Origin of the sequence: Candidatus Methylobacter favarea, from assembly GCF_902806695.1 — a bacterium.
GTDB lineage: Bacteria > Pseudomonadota > Gammaproteobacteria > Methylococcales > Methylomonadaceae > Methylobacter_B > Methylobacter_B favarea.
On record NZ_CADCXN010000069.1, the window covers coordinates 106,889 to 124,612 of the forward strand.

The following is a 17,724-nucleotide window of genomic DNA, read 5'->3' on the forward strand; positions in this document are numbered from 1 at the left end:
TTAAAACCAACGTTTGTCGACATAAATCACGTCATCTTTTAATACAGCATCGCTTAAATCCACATCAATTTCCTGCAAAGCCCCGCTTTCGTTCTTGCGTTTAATAACCATGCCGTTTTCAGTACCGCTCAAGGTCAGACCACCAGCGATTGGCAAAGCTTTCACTACCGTAATATCAGGCTCTAAACGATAACCTCCCGGATGCTGCACTTCGCCGTATATATAAAACATCGGCGCTTTAGGCAGGTACACCACATCCCCTTGCTGTATCTTAAATGGCGGGATACTTTCGGCATCTTCAAGATAAACGCGCAAATTCAATTCGTACTTTTGCAGTTTGCCGCCGACACTGCGGGTTATTATTGCCTTGCTGTCTCCCATATCATTAATGCCTCCGGCCATGGCGATTAAATCAACTACTGAACTATCAGAGTTCAGGGTATAACGCCCTGGTTTATTGATATAGCCCAGCACTGAAATCTGTTGACTGATATGCTCCAATACGGTGACACTTACTTGGGCATCCTGAATAAAACCCTTATCAATCAGACTCCCTGCAATGGCTTTTTCCAGCTCTCTGCTTGTTTTGCCGCTCGCCTCTACTTCACCGATTAACGGAAAGGTAATTCGCCCATCGGTCGAAACGCTGGTTTCAGTTTTTAAATCTTCATATCCATATACAGAGATGCGTATAACATCGTCCGGCCCAATGTTATTGGCTGCCGTGCTTGGCTGAATAGACGCCAGTAACAATAAAGCCAGCCACAACGAATAGTATTTTTCATATCCATGCAATCTTGTGGTAACGCGCATTTTTATCCTTGACAATTACTGCTGATTTTCATGTGATCAATAAAGGTTCTTTCGCGCTTTTTCATAAAGTGCTTAACTCCAGGGCGCTGCTGGTCTGCTAAAGCCAACTGCATAAGACGGTATATCTTCATCAGTCCGTTGTTCTTTCAAATCAAGTTAAGATTCTCCCTAACGGCCTGGGCGAAGGGACGGTGTCAAATGCCCTTATAGAAGGGTGATTTTCGTGAGAAATCCATGATTCTGTTCAATCCGGGTATTAGTTTTTAAGGTGAATACGTCACCCCAACAACCCCACCTATGCAAGCAATTAATGATCTCCAGATTGCGATAAGTGGGAAGGCTTTGATTTCTCACTACTGCCGCAGACCCTGAGTGTCCTGGACTTGCATGAATGCCATTGTTTGGCCTCTGAGCCCCTTGGAATATATCCTCCGACTTTTTATTCACTCGCATATGTTACTGGTGACTGCAACTGACCACTTTGCGATAGCCTCTCTATCCAAGATCTAGAGTAATTATTCTATTTTTTTGTAACAATAAATTGTTTCACTGACTGACCTGGTGCTATTTCCGTAATGTGTGGCGATCTATAAAAATAAATATCCTCACGGCGTTAAAAATTCACTGCGCAGACTATTACTGCACAGACTATTACTGCACAGACTATTACTGCACAGACTATTGATTAGATTTTCCTGAGTCTACAGGAAACGATGATCAGGAGTTACGGCGCAGGCCATTACACTCCATAACCAGCAATTGGACTCGATTACTGGAGCGACAATGTCCATAAGCTGTTCAATTGCTGTCCAGTAGTTCATATACGCTCCCGTTTCAGATTGTAGATTTTTCTAAAACCAGAGTTAATTTTTCAACATGTGTTCACTGAAGAATAAACTGGCATATTTATAGTCAAGCAATTTTTACGCCGATATTTTAATAGCGGTTTTACGCATTCGGTGCCCTTCTCCAGAACCAATATAGTAGTTATGCGCACCAAATTTATACAGAGGCGCACCAGATAATAGCCTTTTGAGGAGGCGACTTATAGCAGAATATACATAAAATTCAAGTTTTCCAGGCTAAAAAAATTTTGGTATAAAATGTGCTTATAGCTTTTCACTACAAATTGAAATTAAACCGCTAATGTTCGCCATCTATTACAAAATCAGTTATTGCCTAGAGCGAAAAAGCGGAGTTAAAAAAGCAGGAGGTTTTCTACGGGCTAGCCACTGTCAGCCGTCTCTTCATCCCGAATATTAAAAAGGAACAAAAACAAAACCCGCCTAGAAAGATTCTCAAAGGGTCGGAGGAAGTTAAATCATATTAACCTATCTGTTTATTTTTCAGAGTAGTAATCAGATAAGGCTTTGGGTATTTATAACCTTAAATTGTTATTGATCTACTATTGGAGACTTCTAATGAACGCTATGAACAGTTCGTTTGCAGGATGTAAGATTATTAGATCCAACCGTCCTAGCTTTACTCTAGCTCCTGGGATTATTGCTGGTTTAGTAGCATTCTCAGACACAATGCTTTTGTTATATACCGGTTACTTCATTTTAGTAAGTACTCCTCTTGCAACGATTGAGCCTCTTTCAATGGATCTTCCAGCCATCGTGCCTTACTCACTGTTTTCAATTGCATTATTTTATTTTGGTAATTTATACAAGGTTGAATCGATAATTGAGCGACGAAAATCCTTCTCAAAGATATTTCTATTTTGCATATTTACACTTATGGTCATTTTGGTTTTGGCCTTTGTATTAAAAATTTCAAGTTCCTTTTCGCCCGCTTGGGCATTTTACTGGTTTATCTCATCATTGAGTGGGATATATCTGGTTCGATTGCTGGCACGTCAGTGTTTATTGACATGGGTGCAAAGAGGGCAGCTTACACGGAATATTGCTATTGTAGGAGCTAGTACCCAAGGTGCTCTGATGATTGAACAAGTCAGGAAACAGCAACACCCCTGGGTACAAATCGTTGGGGTATTTGATGATAGGTCTGACAGAATCTCCGAGGCTATAGACCAAAAGCATAGGTTAGGCAGTGTAGATAGCCTTATATTAATGGCGAGGGTAGGACGCATAGACGAAATTCTTGTAGCTTTGCCTTGGGGAGCTGAAGAGAGAATATTATCAATATTACATAAGCTTCAAGTTCTTCCTGTAAATATTCGGTTATGCCCGGAAAGCATTTGTTATATGCGCCCTAAAATGGGCTATAGCTATTGCAATGGAATTGCCACTTTAAATATCTTAGATAAACCGCTATCAGGGTGGAATCTTGTATTAAAAACCATTGAAGATAAGATATTCGCCCTTTTTGTCCTTATTCTTATTGCTCCTCTATTAATGATAATTGCAGTTCTCATCAAGCTGGACAGCCCTGGACCTGTACTTTTCCGCCAAAAGCGATATGGATTTAACAATCAACTGATTAATATGTACAAATTTCGGTCTATGTATATCAATCAACAGGATGACAATGCCAGGCAGTTAACTACTAGAGATGATCCGCGAGTCACGAAATTAGGACATTTTTTACGAAGAACCAGTCTGGATGAGCTTCCACAATTTCTTAATGTATTGACAGGTGAAATGTCCATTGTTGGCCCAAGACCACATGCAATGGAAGCGAAGGCAGCTGGCTTGATGTATGAGGACGTAGTGTATCAGTATGCGGCACGGCACAAGGTAAAACCTGGGATCACAGGCTGGGCTCAAATAAATGGTTGGCGAGGGGATACTGATACCGAAGAAAAAATCCAAAAACGCGTCGACTACGATATTGATTATATCAATAATTGGTCAATCACCCTCGATTTAAAGATTATTTTAAAAACAATCTTTGTCGTAATCATAGGACAAAATGCCTATTAACACCTGAGAGTATCTGGCGCCTGGTTCAGGATTACTCCTGTTTGGTTAATTAATGCAAATTATTAACTTTATGAGTAAGCGTTATAAATAAGCGGTTTATCTGTGCAAGTAATTGAATAGTAAAAGGAAAAGTAGCGGGTTACGGTGGCTACCTCACCTTCAGCCGTATTGATAACATCACTGGGTAGTACTAAAAAGGTCGTTTTCTTAAGTTTTACATTGATTGTTTGAGCCTACAACCCTGATCGCGGTTTCATCCTGGAGATTAATAAATGAAATCCTATGCGTTTTGTACATTGCGGCTTCTTGATCAGAAGCACGCAAAGAACGTCCGTTTTCTCGATTATCGTTGCGATGCTGGCGAAATTGTCAGTGAGCTGCGACAGGGAGGACGGGGAGATATTAATGCTGCTCTGGAAAATAAGATTATTCGCCAGGAATTGCCTCTACATTTCCGACAACATCATTATAAACAGGTAAGAAAGCGTTATTGCATTTAATAGTGCTTCATTATCAATAAGCAGTTAATGGAGCGCATCAAGAATCTCGTTAGTGCGCTCGCCTGATATTAGCCGGTTTTAAACCTTGAGGCATGATTATGAATATATTTTCAGATAAGGAAGCTTGGCATGGAGAACATTGTAGAATCCCCTTCCTGCAATGGTTTCTGAACGGTAGTCGTCCTAGAACCTACTATGGATCAGCATATAGTCTAGATCTAAAATGTCATACAGGAAACACAAGCATAATACATAGGAGCCAGAACATTTACGAATGGCTTTACTACAGAACGCGACAAGATATACATTCCCCTGACGTTATACATATCCAAGGTCGCCGATACATTAAAACATATCAGCGGCCATTAAGATTTGGTAGGCAAAAAATAGTTACTGATTGGCGACTGGCAACGCTGTCAAATGCTCGCATCAACTCGAGCGGTAAAAAAAGCGATGCTTCGCTCTGTTCTTTGCCAACTGTTATGCAAAACATTGGCCAGCGTGCATCGCCACTGCTGAAGCTCCTTGGCTTGTCGTGGCTAACCCCTTTTTTAGCAGCTCTTATGCTATTCGCTGGGCTCGTGCTGGCTTCTATACCAACCCATGCCGACTATGTGGCCACTGAATTGTCTTCACTGCCAGAAGAATCCGTTTCTGTTGTGAGGAAAATGAATGATAACGGCGAAGTTGTGGGAGGCGCGCGGGTCAGCGGCCGCCAACGAGGAATATTAGCGAAAGACCGCGGCCGGCAGAACATTGATGGTTTGCCAAATAGTGATTATAGCGTCGCGTTCGGTATCAACGGTAACGGCGAAGTAGTGGGCGCCTCGAATATTCACACGGGAATGCGAGCCTTCCGCTCGCGGCGGACAGCCGGGATCGTTAACCTTGGCACGTTGCCAGGTGACAGCAGCAGCGCAGCTATGGCCATTAATCAACAAGGAGAAGCGGTCGGTTATTCAAGTGGAAAAGCCGGTGTTCGAGCGGTTATCTGGAACCGCGCAGGTTCAATCAAGGCGCTGCCAAATCTTCCCATTAGCATCTCGAGCCGAGGTTTTGCGCTCAACGATCGGGGAGATGTCATCGGTGTATCCGAGATCCCGCCTGGTCCCCGTGCAGTGCTCTGGGAGAGCGGAGGAGATGTACTGGATCTTGGAGCCCTCCCGGGCGACCGAGCGAGCGAAGCGCTGGATATAAATGGCAAAGGCGAGATAGTCGGTTCTTCCGGGAACCCTAATGAACAGACCCGGGCCGTTATCTGGTCCCCGCGCGGGGACACAATTCTGGAGCTTGGCACTCTTCAGGGCGGGACTTCGAGCAGGGCGCTCAGTATCAACAATAATAGCGCGGTGGTCGGGACGTCGCACAGCAGCGCCGGGTATCACGCTTTTCTGTGGACGCTCATAAAGGGTATGCAGGATCTGAATGACCTGCTCACGTTGCGATCCGGCTTTGTGCTTACCCAAGCAGTCTCGATAAATGCCAAGGGCGAGATACTCGCAATCGGCATGGACGAAGTTGCTGAGGGAGAAAAGCACGAACACGATCTTCAAACCAGGATTTTCCGCCTTGTGCCAGCCACTCAGTGAGCCCATATCCATGAAATATAAACATCCGATTCATAAACATCCGGTTCTCTTCCTTATGGGCCTCCTAATGTTGGGCAGTTTCGACGCCCCGAGCAGCGCTGCACCGACTGCCGATGTCGTCGGGCAGTGGGCACTTGTCAATCCGCTGCCTTTTTTCCCCGTTCACAGCCACCTGCTGCCTACGGGAAAAATGATGATCTGGCCGGGCGATGGCGGTGTATCGGGGGACAATCCCTGGTCATGGGATCCCGCCAGTGAGAATGTGTCGAGCCTGACCAAGCCGGGCTACGACCTCTTCTGCAGCGGTCACACCTTTCTGGCAGATGGCGAGCTTTTCGTAGCCGGCGGCCACATCGCCAATAGTGTAGGTCTGTCGCGGATGAGCAAGTACAATTCCGTCACCGACACGTGGAGCGGCTTGCCCGACATGAATGCCGGCCGCTGGTACCCGACCACCACAACCCTGCCTAATGGCGATGTTTTGGTGGTCTCGGGCAGTATTGATCTAACGCTTGGCAACAACGCGCTGCCCCAGGTGTTTGAGGCATCGACGGGGACGCTTCGCAGCCTCACTAACGCCTCTCTTGGGCAGGATCTATATCCCAGAATGATGGTGGCGCCGAATGGCAAGGTGTTCGATGCATCGCCGTCGCGGACAACCCGCTATCTCGATACTGCGGGAACGGGGGCATGGAGCTTCGTGGCGAATAGGATCGGTGGATTCCGTGACTTCGGGTCTGCGGTAATGTATGCGCCAGGCAAGGTACTGGTAATGGGCGGCGGCGATCCGCCCACGAATACGGCCGAGGTCATTGACCTCAATCAGCCGGCGCCGAGTTGGCGCGCTGTCGGCTCTATGCAATATGTCCGGCGTCAAGTCAATGCAACGCAATTGCCCGATGGTAAGGTACTGGTCACCGGCGGCACTGCCGCGCCCGGCTTCAACGATGCCACCGGCCATGTGGATGCGGCTGAGTTGTGGGATCCTGCAACCGAAAACTGGACGACGCTCGCCAGCAGCTCGGGAATTCCGCGCGTGTATCATTCTACGGCGCTCCTGCTGCCGGATGGGCGGGTCTTGAGCACAGGCGGTAACGGCTACCCCGATACTGAGATCTTTTCTCCGCCTTATCTTTTCAAGGGAGCCAGGCCGACGATTACCTCGGCGCCGCCCAGCGTCAGCTATGGGCAGTCTTTCTTCATTAAATCACCGGATGCCATAGCAACTTTTAAAGTCACGATGCTAAGACTTTCCTCCGTGACTCACGCATTTAACATGAGCACATACATCAATCCGTTAACCTTTTCACAAGCCGCGGGCGGCCTTACTATCATAGCCCCTCCCAATAGCAGGGTTGCTCCTCCGGGCCACTACCTGCTATTTATCCTGAATGAGAGTGGTGTTCCATCGGTCGCGAAGGTGGTCCAGCTCGGCGGCGATTCGCCGCCGCCGATTTTCCCCGACGTCATTATTTCTTCGCTCTCGTATGCAAACAACATCTTCACCAGTACGGTGAAAAACCAGGGCACGGCAGCAACGCCCGCAGGTACCATTATCGGCGTAGGCTACCTGGTGGATGATGTGTGGAGAACTTGTGGTGTAGTAGACGGTCCCCTGGCCGCAGGCTCCTCTGTGACCATTAGCACCAGCTGTCCAGCCTATACGATTCCATCCGGCACGCACACGATTTCGGCTTATGTGGATGACATAAACCGCTTTGCGGAATCGGATGAAAGCAATAATCAGTTTTCCCAGTCGATTACGGTAGGGCCAGATCTACCTGATGTCATCGTCACCTCGGTCTCGTATGCAAACAACATCTTCACCAGTACGGTGAAAAACCAGGGCACGGCAGCAACGCCCGCAGGTACCATTATCGGCGTAGGCTACCTGGTGGATGATGTGTGGAGAACTTGTGGTGTAGTAGACGGTCCCCTGGCCGCAGGCTCCTCTGTGACCATTAGCACCAGCTGTCCAGCCTATACGATTCCATCCGGCACGCACACGATTTCGGCTTATGTGGATGACATAAACCGCTTTGCGGAATCGGATGAAAGCAATAATCAGTTTTCTCAGTCGATTACGGTAGGCGCTGCGCCGCCAGATCTACCTGATGTCATTGCCACCTCGGTGACTTATGCGAATGGCCTTTTCACCAGCACGGTGAAAAACCAGGGCACGGCAGCAACGCCCGAAGGCACGCTCGTCGGCGTAGCCTACCTGGTGGATGGGGTCAAGCAAACATGCGGCGCGGTAGATGGTCCCCTGGCTGCAGGCGCCACTGCAACCATCGGCTCCGGCTGCAAGGCCTTTATCATTCCAACGGGCACGCACACGATTACGGTTAAGGCTGACGACATAAACCGCTTTGCCGAAACCGATGAAAACAATAATCAGTTTTCCCAGTCGATTACAATCCCATGAAGTTGATGTTCTGTAGCAAAGCTGATCAGATGTAGAGATTGAGTGATCATTGATCTATAAGTAAATGAAAAAGTCGAGGGTCAGTTTTAAAGACCCTCACAGCTCAGAAGGTGACATTCTCAATCTGTTTTTCTCTGTAAGATAAGGAATAAAATGACCAGTCGCAGGCTCAACCGCTGGATTATCAGTTGTCCTCTTGGCCGGCTAAAAAATGATCGAGCGCTTGCTCAGGGAGGCGGCTGGGCACTTTATGAATAAGGGCGACTAAACCGCAGGTTAATATGAGTCAATTAATGTGTACCACAAATTTATTAATCCTTCATGTCGCTGAGATATTAAAGGGGGGGACGGCTTCCCATATTGATGAACTGTTGAAGTATCAGTCATTAAAATTTGGGATTGAGAATATCTATGCACTCATGCCCGAAAGCCAAACTGGTTACTTAACGAATGCAGGAAAAATATCTCTTCATGGTTTTAAGGATAAATCATCGAGGTTAAGTAATGTTTTGAAGATCCGTCGAAAATTTCAGCAGCTTCTTAAAGAGCATAATTTTGATGTGGTTCACATTCATGGCACATTTACCGGCCTTGCAGTCCGGTTGTTTTTTGGCTGGAAGAAGAGACGACCGAAATTTGTTTATTGTGCTCATGGCTGGGCTTTTGACAGAGAGTCTGCGCCATGGCAAAGCTGGCTAATTGGATCTATAGAAAGATTACTTTCTAACTGGACTGATGTAATTATTTGCATATCAGATCATGATTATCAATCTGCAGTTCGTGTCGGCATAGCGAAAGAAAAAATTATCACGATAAAAAATGCAATTTCTCGCGACTTTAAGTCGCGCGGCAATATTGAATGGCCCGAAGCAAAAAGGCGTTTTCTTTTTGCTGGACGTTTCGATCGGCAAAAAGGGATGGATCTATTCAGTGAAGCCATGCACCGAATAGGATCGGAGGGATTCGCCTATGCTATTGGAGATGCTTCGGCAGGTGAGGTAGCCATACTCAATTTACCCGAGAATATAAAAGTTACGGGTTGGCTGCCGAGAGATACTGTTCAATCATATTTTGAAACTTGCGATGTTTTTGTCATGCCTTCACGTTGGGAAGGGTTTGGTCTTTCCGCTCTTGAGGCAATGCGTGCGGGTCGACCGGTAATAGCCTCGCGTGTAGGCGGTTTACCTGAACTGATAGTAGATGGAGTTAATGGCATTTTGATTGATCCAAACTCAGTAGAAAGCTTGGTAAAAGCGATGCGAAGTATTTCTTACCAGGATACCGTAGTTATGGGGAAGGCTTCACGGCAGCGATTCGAGAATTTATTTACTTCAGAAAGGTTGAACTTGGCTTTAATAAACCTTTATAGAAAATTATAACCTTGAACCTGAAGCAAAAATTTCAAGTTTGCATGGTTATCGAGAAAAGTTTAGAGCTTGCGAATTCATTTAATCTCTGCAAAACCCTATAACAGTAAAGCATTAAAAGATTTTTCTGTCGGCAATGCCCGCCACTGGTGGCATTGAACCCTTTACATGATTGGTAAGGAATAGATGGCTGATGAAGATATACCCGCGTTATGCCGTTTACGGCTTTGGCAGGATAATGGGACCGTTACTCAAGGCGGCTTTGCGCTTTAATGCTATTTACGACAGGACTTCGGATCGGACGGATTAGTATGAGACAGTTAAAGCGTAATGCACTGCATATGTGTGGAAGTCAACTACTAGTTGCACTTTTTCAGGGCCTCCAGTTCATCCTGATAGCCCGTGCCCTGGGGGCGTATGATTTCGGGCGTATGGCCGGCATATTAGCGATGACAGGGGTAATGCTCCCATTCTCAGGATTGGGAGCAGAAAATGTCATCGTTATCCGTCTTGCTCGTGGCACCGGAAATGCTCGCGTCTACTTTGGCAATGCCCTGCTTGTAGCCGTAATAAGCGGTTTGCTGCTTGTTTTATTGTATATTTTATGGGGCGTAACCTTTCTGCCTACTCTGGCTACACTGCAAATGTTGGTTATTTTTGGCGTGTCGGAGATTCTTGTCACGAAGCTTATCGACATTGCCGCGCATGTGTTTTTTGGGTTTGATCGACATGTCTACTCGGGGTTTTTTTATTCCTTGCATGGCTTCTTGCGTCTGCTTTTCGCCTCAGTATTCTTCGCCCTTCTTTACCATAATGCCGAATTGTTGAATAAGCTCCAATTATTCAGCAGTTTTATTATTTTTCCCGGCGACCGACTAGAGCTTTGGTGCTGGTTTCACCTTGCCGCGGGACTTACTACCTTGGTTTTTGTTCTTTTCATAACTATACGCCAGATTGGCTGGCCCACTTTCGACCTCATGCTGGCCTTTAGGGAGTTAAGAATTGGAGTTTTCTACTCTATCGGCCTTTCCTCCAAGAGCGTTTACATTAATATCGACAAAACCATACTTGCACGCTATGTAAGTCCTGAGATCAACGGGGCGTATACCGCAGCTTTTCGTCTTATCTACATGGCCTATACCCCGATCCAAGCGATTCTTAGTGCTGCATCGGCTCGTTTCTTCCGTGATGGCGCTAGCGGTGTAGGGCCTCCTTTTCGAATGGCTACGCGAATTGTAATTTATGGCAGTATGTATTGTCTGGTTTTTGCTATGCTTGTTTTTATCGGCGCGCCGCTCATTCCATACCTGCTTGGGGACGGATATGCCTTGTCTACCGATATTCTTCGCTGGCTTGCTTTGCTGCCCCTGATTCTGATGTTGCAGGATACGTATTCGGATGCACTTACGGGGGCTGATCGTCAAATGGCGCGTAGTTTTTTTCAGGTCATCGTGGCTCTCATGTGCTTTACTGCCAATATGGCATTGGTTCCCAAGTTTTCTTGGAGGGGTGCTGTCTGCGCAACTTACTTTTCGCAAATCGTTCTTGCCATTCTAGTTATGGGCCTTATTGTTTTGCTGCTTCGTCGGGAGCGGACGGGTAAATATCTTAAAACCATCGTAGCTGTTAAATAGGACTCATCATGCGAATTCTCTTTATTAATTCTTTGTATCCTCCCTATATTGGCGGTGGTGCGGAAATAACCCTGGCCAATTTAGTTAAGGGCCTGTTGCAGCGCGGCCATGAAGCAGCGGTACTCTCTACTCACGGAGGACGCGGCCTTAAGACATCGATTATAAATGGCATTAAAATATACCGTAGTGGAATCCGAAATATTTACTGGCATCATTCTTCTTCTACATCCCCTTCCTGGAAACGGTTACTCTGGCATGCTCTCGATAGTTATAATTGTCTGGCCGGGAATGATGTTAGACTTATCATCAATGAGTTCAGACCGGAGATTATCTCCTGTCACAACTTGTCAGGATTTTCTGCAGCTGCCTGGAGCGTGGCAGTAAAGGCCAAAGTTCCTGTCGTGCAGGTGCTACACGATTATTACTCAATATGCCCCAAAAGCACTATGTTTAATGACGGGCGCAACTGTGAAAAGCCCTGTGTTGACTGCACTATTTTACGGCTTCCCCATGCACACGCATCCAGTAAACTGAATGCCGTAGTGGGGGTGAGCCATGCAGTGCTCGACAGGCACCTGCAAGCAAGGCTTTTCACAGATGTTCCGATAAAAAAGGTCATTCACAATGGACGCACACTTAAGGGGGCAAACCCAGCGCTACGAAATCAAGATATGCTAACATTTGGCTTTATCGGCGCACTAACAATTGTCAAAGGAATTGTTCAGCTTGCGGAGGCATTTATTCGCATTGCCGCTCAGTGCAACCGCGCTGTGCGGCTCCTGATCGGTGGCTCTGGCACGGATGACTATGTCGCCGAATTAAAGCGGCGCTATGCCTCTGACCGTATCATTTTTCTTGGCCAGGTTGAGCCTGCGGCCTTCTTTAATCAGATTGATGTCACGGTCGTTTCTTCTATATGGCATGAACCTTTAGGCATGGTGGTCGCCGAATCACTTGGATTTAGTGTCCCCGTTATTGGGACGAAGCGTGGAGGAATACCGGAAATGATACAGCACGAAAAAAATGGCCTAATCTATGATCCAGACAAGCCTTATGCACTTGATGCAGCGATGCTACGGATAATAGAAGAGCCAACATTATTGGCGGAAATGCGAAAAAAAGCAGCTCCTTCGGCAAGCAATTTCTTAAACGAAGACCGGATGATTATGCAGCATGAGAGACTTTATAAAGAGATTTCAGGCTAATGATAACTCAAAGTCCACCGGAAGCCTTGCATATTGCAAAGACTGCGTGTAATTAGCATAGTTTGAGGAACAAATGGTTTTTACAGAATTCTCGCCTTTTTTTCTAATGCTGGCTATTGTTTCTTTATGCAGTGTGCGGTCCTGGGTAATCATGACGGGCATTGCAGCGTTTTTTCAGGCTGCCTCGCCAATATTGATTCAAGGTGGTGGCCGAATAACTGGTATTTCACCAGGCTATGTTTTATTGACGGTTGGATTGTGGCATTTCGGCAAGATTTGCTTGGAAGATCTATCACCTAGTAAACAAAGGCGGGCGGCAATCGTGATTAATGGTCGACTATTCACCTTGATTCTATTTACCGTTATCGGTGTTGCAGGATCTTTATTTTTACCTAGACTATTTGAAGGACAAGCACATATAATGCCGCCACGCCTTGGGCTGGATACAGGCATTACTGAGCGGCTAGTTCCAAGCAGCACTAACTTTAATCAAGCCTTCTATTTAGTCTGTAATTTGTTGCTCAGTTTTCTTATTTACGCTTTTCTGCAATGGCGCCTGATTGATTTGGTAACCATTTTACGGGGCGTTATGATTGGCGTAACATTATCCTTGTGCTTCGGGTTCTATCAGCTACTTTCATTCTATACGGGCATACTATGGCCAGCCGATTTTATCAACTCTAATAAAGGTCTTGGACAAGCATACGAACAGTCTTTTGCAGGGTTAAATCGCATGTCTGCAACCTTTCAGGAGCCCAGTATTATGTCATTGCACTTTCTAACTGCTTTTGGTGTGGTGGGATTAGGTTTGCAGAACTGGCGATTGGCTTTGCCTATTTTGTTGGCATTGATAGTATCTACATCATCACTGGCTTATTTTGGTCTAGCGGCATTGTTTACCTTATGGTTGCTGCTTGAGTTTCCTACACGTGGCGTCCGCATGTTATGGCCAGTATCCCTGTTGTCTGTTCTTATTTTATTGAGTTGGGCAGTCGATAACTTTTTTTTTGATGGTCAGATCATTGAAACCATGGTGGTAAAAAAATTCGAGGGTGAGTCTGGTACGTCTCGTCTTAACGCAGATTTGTTTGCACTAGATGCATTTCTTGATACATATGGGTTTGGTGTTGGCATAGGAAGTACTCGTGCATCAAGCTTTGCCTTTACTTTATTGGCTACGATGGGCGTTTTTGGAGTAATAAGTTTTCTTGTTCTGATGATGAGTTGCATTCTTTATGTTTGGCGAGAACCTACAAAGAATGCAAGAGGTTTGTTGTTTGGTTTGCTAGGCTTGCTAATAAGCTGGTTCATTGCTATCCCCGATATATCTTTGCCACTGGTATGGTTGTTAGTGGGAGCAGCAATGAGCAATGATCTGATAGTAAGAAATCGTCCTTCAGGAGCAGAGGGCACTTGATCAAGTATTAACCAAAATGTTAAATGTGGGTAGTGATACACATGTAATGCCGCCAGTTTTCTGGTTTGGTTATAGTGACAGATCAAATAGTGGATGGCGCCGTTATCCCGCAGGAATAACACGGGTGGGTAACCAAGCAAACCGGCCTTACGAACCATATCGAACGCTTTAATTGTACAATGCAGCAGAGGGTATCTCGCTTGGTCAGGGAATTTTTGGCTTTCTCAAAAATTGACTAATTATATCACCCACATAGGAATCATAGAGGTCGGTGTGGAAAGTGGCGTGTTCCCGATAGGCTTCCGGTATTTTGTCCCAAAGCTTTCGCCCGCTTTCTTTGCTACGCTAACTGGTTCAGGCCAAAATCAGCTATGTCTTCACAGCCTTCGGCTCCACTGATTACTGCACATATCGTTAGAGCTACGATGTCCATTAACTCATGCAGCTTATTACGTTCTATTCGAGGATCCTGTAATTTCTAAAAATGTTTTATAAAACAGGGAGTCATTTGCATTGTTTCCAAAAAATATTAATTTAATTTCATAATATGCTGTTTTTTTATATTTTTATATGGGTTTACCCTGAGCAGCTAGATGGTCAGGGTGAAGTGTTGGGTTATGTTGTGTTATGTTAGAATAATTCCTCTAGTAGATTTTGGAGTTTAAGATGAAAATAGGGTTATATTATTTTCTCAAACGTCTAGCCTATACACTTCCAGATCCCATTGTTTTCCGTCTGCGCTTTTTGTGGAAGCACAGCTATTGGCCTAATTTAAGCGCCCCGCGTTCATTGACAGAAAAAATTTTGTGGCTTATGGCTTGGGATAGCAATCCATTAAGAGCCAAGGTAGCGGATCGAATCAAAGTTAGGGAATTCGTGCATGAACTTGCCCCAAGTTGCAAGTCGCCAAAACAATTATGGAGTGGTGACTCTTTGACTGCAGATATATGGAATGGATTACCCAAGGAGTTCGTTTTAAAAGCCAATCATGGCAGTCACATGACCTACATTGTTGATAAGCAGCAGGATACGATTGACGAAATTGTTAAAATGTCAGGAACATGGCTGACCAAGGACTATTCATTAAATTTTGGCGAATGGGTATATCAGAATATTCCTCGGGTATTGATTGCGGAAGAAAAGCTGGACATCGAAGGCAAAATCCCACCCGATTGGAAATTTTTTTGCGCGAATGGGAAAGTGTTTCTGGTAATGTTAAATACGGATCGTGATGAAACGAGTGAATATGACACTTTTTATTTGCCCGATTTTACTCGTCTTCCTAATCTGTCGATGGATTACGATTATCGCCAAACTCCTGATGTAGATGAACCTTCTTGTTTTAAGGATGCCATTCGTATTGCTGAGCATTTGTCAGCGCCTTTTGATTTCATCCGGGTTGACTTATATCTTATCGGTCCGAATGTTTATTTTGGGGAAATGACTTGTTTTCCATCGGCAGGGTCGGATGCTATTAAACCAATAAATCTTGACTTTGAATTTGGTTCTCAAATCAAATTGGATAAATCTTTCGTAAATTTGGTTCCCAGATCAATTTGGATAAATCCTCCTGAGAGACTTATATGAACACTAAAACTAAAAGCACCATTTTTTTTCTCCTCGTAATAAACTTTGTTATTAAGAATGCTTTTGCGTTCGAACTTGGGGGGGGGACGCATTTCGGTCAAGGGCGTGGCGATCGGGTAATTGACGGATTCAAGGGTGCCAGTGCAAATACTATCCAGATTCAAGCCGGAACGTATCCTACTCTGATTTGGGTGGAGGGTGACGCTAGACTTAGCGGCATCCTGCCGCAATGATTACAATCAACGGTCGTTTTTTCTCTCGCCGACCTACCGGCGTCGACCGTTTTGCTTTCGAGGTGATTTCATCAATCAATGACTTGATTGAAGCGAATGACCCAGCCGTTAGAGGCTTGAGCTTTAGAATTATGTTACCTCCCGGCGTCACACCGGAGCAGGAGTTCCTACATATTCCGAGGGAAACTGTGGGGCGGAACCACGGCCAATTATGGGAGCAATGGGATTTGCCACGTGCCTTACCGCCAGAGAGTTTGCTGTTAAGCCTTTGCAATACGGCTCCGGTCTTATCCTGTCAGCAAGTAGTAGTCATCCACGATGCCGCCACAGTAAAGATGCCCAAGGCATTCAGTCTAGCATTTCGTCTCTGGTATCGGATATTGATGCCGTTGCTTGGGCGAGTTTCCCGCAAGGTGCTGACGGTTTCTAGATTCTCTAGGCAAGAGATTGTGTCAGCCTTCGGTGTGCCGCAGGATAAAATTTCAGTGATAGTAGAGGGGGGCGAGCATATTTTACGTATCGCTCCAGATATGGCTGCTATTCAGAGTTTTGGCTTATCAATCCGCCCCTATGTGCTCGTGGTAAGTAGCATGGCGGCTCACAAAAATTTTCGTCTGGTGCTAGAGGCGATTTCCCGCCTTGGAAATCCTCCGTTCGATATTGCAATAGCAGGCGGTGCGAATTCGCGTGTATTTGGTGTCGCTGGCAGGATGGATTGCCAACGCGTAAAGTGGCTGGGATATGTGAGCGATTCAGAATTGCGATCTCTGTACGAATCAGCAATGTGCTTTGTGTTTCCTTCATTATATGAAGGGTTCGGAATTCCTCCGCTTGAAGCGATGAACTGCGGATGCCCGGTATTAGCTTCACGTGCGGCGTCGATACCTGAAATATGCGGGGATGCGGCACTGTATTTTGATGCATATAACGCTAATGAACTTGCTGCTTTACTGATGCGGGTAGCCGATGACCCTGCTTTGCGCGCTGAACTTGCGATAAAAGGGCATGCACGTGCGGCGCAGTTTTCCTGGGCGAGCGCTGCCCGCCAGATACTCGCCTCATTAAGCGAGGTTTCTTTAACAAAGTTTGTCAGGTTGGGTGATCATTAACTCAATTTGCAGAAGTTTAGACTTAACCTGAATGTCTGGATTGTTCTTGAACCAGACAGTCGACAAGCATGGTGGCGAATGTCGCTTAGGGTCGGGTTCGGGCTGTCAAAAGTTTTCGCTGAATGGCTGCTTAGTAGAACCTGACTGTCGATTCTTGAAGACCAACCGGGACTGATTTTGCCCCGAATTCAAAGATACTCAGCCAAGCGACTATTTTCTTCTGAAGAGTTATACAGAATGACGGATTATTGATCGCTTTCCCGAAAAGTTAGGTCGCAATTATTCGTTATTTGCAAAACCTACCCGCGATAGCCATAATGGTTAAAATAACCTTTTTAACCATTATGGAGCAAATACCACGGTCAGTATGCCTTCAACCGAAGCCAAAACCCGTTTTGGCGCCTTGCTCGATAGGGCACAGCGCAACCCTGTGTGACCATTGAGAAAAAAAGTCGCCCCGTCGCGGTCATGATCTACGAAAGCGAATATGCGGCGTATCAACAGTTAAAACTGCAAGCCTTACAAGGCGACTTAAACGCAGGTATCCGTCAAGCCGACGAAGGCCAATTGGTGGACAGCGAAACTGCATTTAACGCGCTCATTTAAAGCCGCTTGTTTTCAGGGCATCCTTACTAAGGCAACCGCAAGGTTTACCCCGTTGGCCCGGACGATTTAAAGGAAATACGGGATTACATTGCCCGGGACAAGCCCGGCGTTGCCTCCCAATACATGGCAATCAAACAAAAATGCGAACTATTGGCCCATTCTCCAGGGCTTGGCATTCAGCGGGATGAATACTGCAAGCTGTATAAATTCCCCGTCGGTTCGTATTTAATTTTAGGTATTGCTAATTAACTATAGATAATCTCATTATTTCTTTTAGCCATCAGAAGCCTTACGGAATATTCCAACATCTTTTGGCACTTGCTGTAGCATTTTGACTTGCGGCGCAACCTGGCA

The 17,724-nt window shown here is 45.7% G+C and carries 13 protein-coding genes and 4 pseudogenes; 14 read left to right on the forward strand and 3 right to left on the reverse strand.

Annotated features, from left to right (window positions below; genetic code table 11):
* The gene (locus HUX64_RS10950; RefSeq protein WP_174626269.1) at positions 1-813 is read right to left on the reverse strand and encodes a polysaccharide biosynthesis/export family protein; all 813 of its coding nucleotides are present in this window, start codon (positions 811-813) and stop codon (positions 1-3) included.
* Positions 814-2,234: 1,421 nt separating this feature from the next.
* On the opposite strand from HUX64_RS10950, the gene HUX64_RS10955 reads away from it, so the two are divergent.
* From HUX64_RS10955 to HUX64_RS10995, 9 genes and pseudogenes are all read left to right on the forward strand, one after another.
* Complete coding sequence (locus HUX64_RS10955; protein WP_174626270.1) at positions 2,235-3,698, forward strand: undecaprenyl-phosphate glucose phosphotransferase; 1,464 nt, start codon at positions 2,235-2,237, stop codon at positions 3,696-3,698.
* 272 nt (positions 3,699-3,970) lie between these two features.
* The gene (locus tag HUX64_RS10960) at positions 3,971-4,198 is read left to right on the forward strand and encodes a hypothetical protein (RefSeq protein WP_174626271.1); all 228 of its coding nucleotides are present in this window, start codon (positions 3,971-3,973) and stop codon (positions 4,196-4,198) included.
* 563 nt (positions 4,199-4,761) lie between these two features.
* Positions 4,762-5,787 (forward strand): hypothetical protein, encoded by a 1,026-nt coding sequence (locus tag HUX64_RS10965; protein ID WP_174626272.1) that lies wholly within the window; start codon positions 4,762-4,764, stop codon positions 5,785-5,787.
* Positions 5,788-5,797: 10 nt separating this feature from the next.
* Positions 5,798-8,212 (forward strand): CARDB domain-containing protein, encoded by a 2,415-nt coding sequence (locus HUX64_RS10970; RefSeq protein WP_174626273.1) that lies wholly within the window; start codon positions 5,798-5,800, stop codon positions 8,210-8,212.
* Between the two features lie 281 nt (positions 8,213-8,493).
* A complete protein-coding gene (locus HUX64_RS10975) occupies positions 8,494-9,591 on the forward strand; it encodes a glycosyltransferase (RefSeq protein WP_174626274.1) in 1,098 nt (365 codons plus the stop codon).
* A 299-nt stretch (positions 9,592-9,890) separates the two neighbouring features.
* Complete coding sequence (locus tag HUX64_RS10980) at positions 9,891-11,213, forward strand: lipopolysaccharide biosynthesis protein (RefSeq protein WP_174626275.1); 1,323 nt, start codon at positions 9,891-9,893, stop codon at positions 11,211-11,213.
* Positions 11,214-11,221: 8 nt separating this feature from the next.
* On the forward strand, positions 11,222-12,418 hold the full coding sequence (locus tag HUX64_RS10985) for a glycosyltransferase family 4 protein (RefSeq protein WP_174626276.1): 1,197 nt from the start codon (positions 11,222-11,224) through the stop codon (positions 12,416-12,418).
* Positions 12,419-12,491: 73 nt separating this feature from the next.
* Positions 12,492-13,835, forward strand: a complete 1,344-nt coding sequence (locus HUX64_RS10990; protein ID WP_174626277.1) for a hypothetical protein — start codon at positions 12,492-12,494, stop codon at positions 13,833-13,835.
* Positions 13,836-13,954: 119 nt separating this feature from the next.
* A pseudogene (locus HUX64_RS10995) lies at positions 13,955-14,065 on the forward strand (IS1 family transposase); the annotation flags it as partial.
* Positions 14,066-14,175: 110 nt separating this feature from the next.
* On the opposite strand, the pseudogene HUX64_RS11000 reads toward HUX64_RS10995, so the two are convergent.
* A pseudogene (locus tag HUX64_RS11000) lies at positions 14,176-14,301 on the reverse strand (transposase family protein); the annotation flags it as partial.
* A gap of 200 nt (positions 14,302-14,501) precedes the next feature.
* Between HUX64_RS11000 and HUX64_RS11005 the strand changes: the two are divergent.
* The 5 genes and pseudogenes from HUX64_RS11005 to HUX64_RS20430 form a co-directional block, all read left to right on the forward strand.
* A complete protein-coding gene (locus HUX64_RS11005) occupies positions 14,502-15,422 on the forward strand; it encodes an ATP-grasp fold amidoligase family protein (protein ID WP_174626278.1) in 921 nt (306 codons plus the stop codon).
* Complete coding sequence (locus HUX64_RS11010; protein WP_174626279.1) at positions 15,419-15,655, forward strand: hypothetical protein; 237 nt, start codon at positions 15,419-15,421, stop codon at positions 15,653-15,655. The genes HUX64_RS11005 and HUX64_RS11010 overlap by 4 nt, the downstream gene beginning before the upstream one ends.
* Positions 15,652-16,764 (forward strand): glycosyltransferase family 4 protein, encoded by a 1,113-nt coding sequence (locus HUX64_RS11015; RefSeq protein ID WP_174626280.1) that lies wholly within the window; start codon positions 15,652-15,654, stop codon positions 16,762-16,764. The genes HUX64_RS11010 and HUX64_RS11015 overlap by 4 nt, the downstream gene beginning before the upstream one ends.
* 432 nt (positions 16,765-17,196) lie before the next feature.
* Positions 17,197-17,370 carry a hypothetical protein gene (locus tag HUX64_RS11020; protein WP_174626281.1) on the forward strand — a complete coding sequence of 58 codons (174 nt, stop codon included), beginning with the start codon at positions 17,197-17,199 and terminating at the stop codon, positions 17,368-17,370.
* 72 nt (positions 17,371-17,442) lie between these two features.
* Positions 17,443-17,619: pseudogene (locus HUX64_RS20430) on the forward strand (type II toxin-antitoxin system RelE/ParE family toxin); the annotation flags it as partial.
* Here the strand turns inward: HUX64_RS20430 and HUX64_RS19710 are convergent.
* Positions 17,616-17,724: pseudogene (locus tag HUX64_RS19710) on the reverse strand (IS1 family transposase); the annotation flags it as partial. The pseudogenes HUX64_RS20430 and HUX64_RS19710 overlap by 4 nt on opposite strands.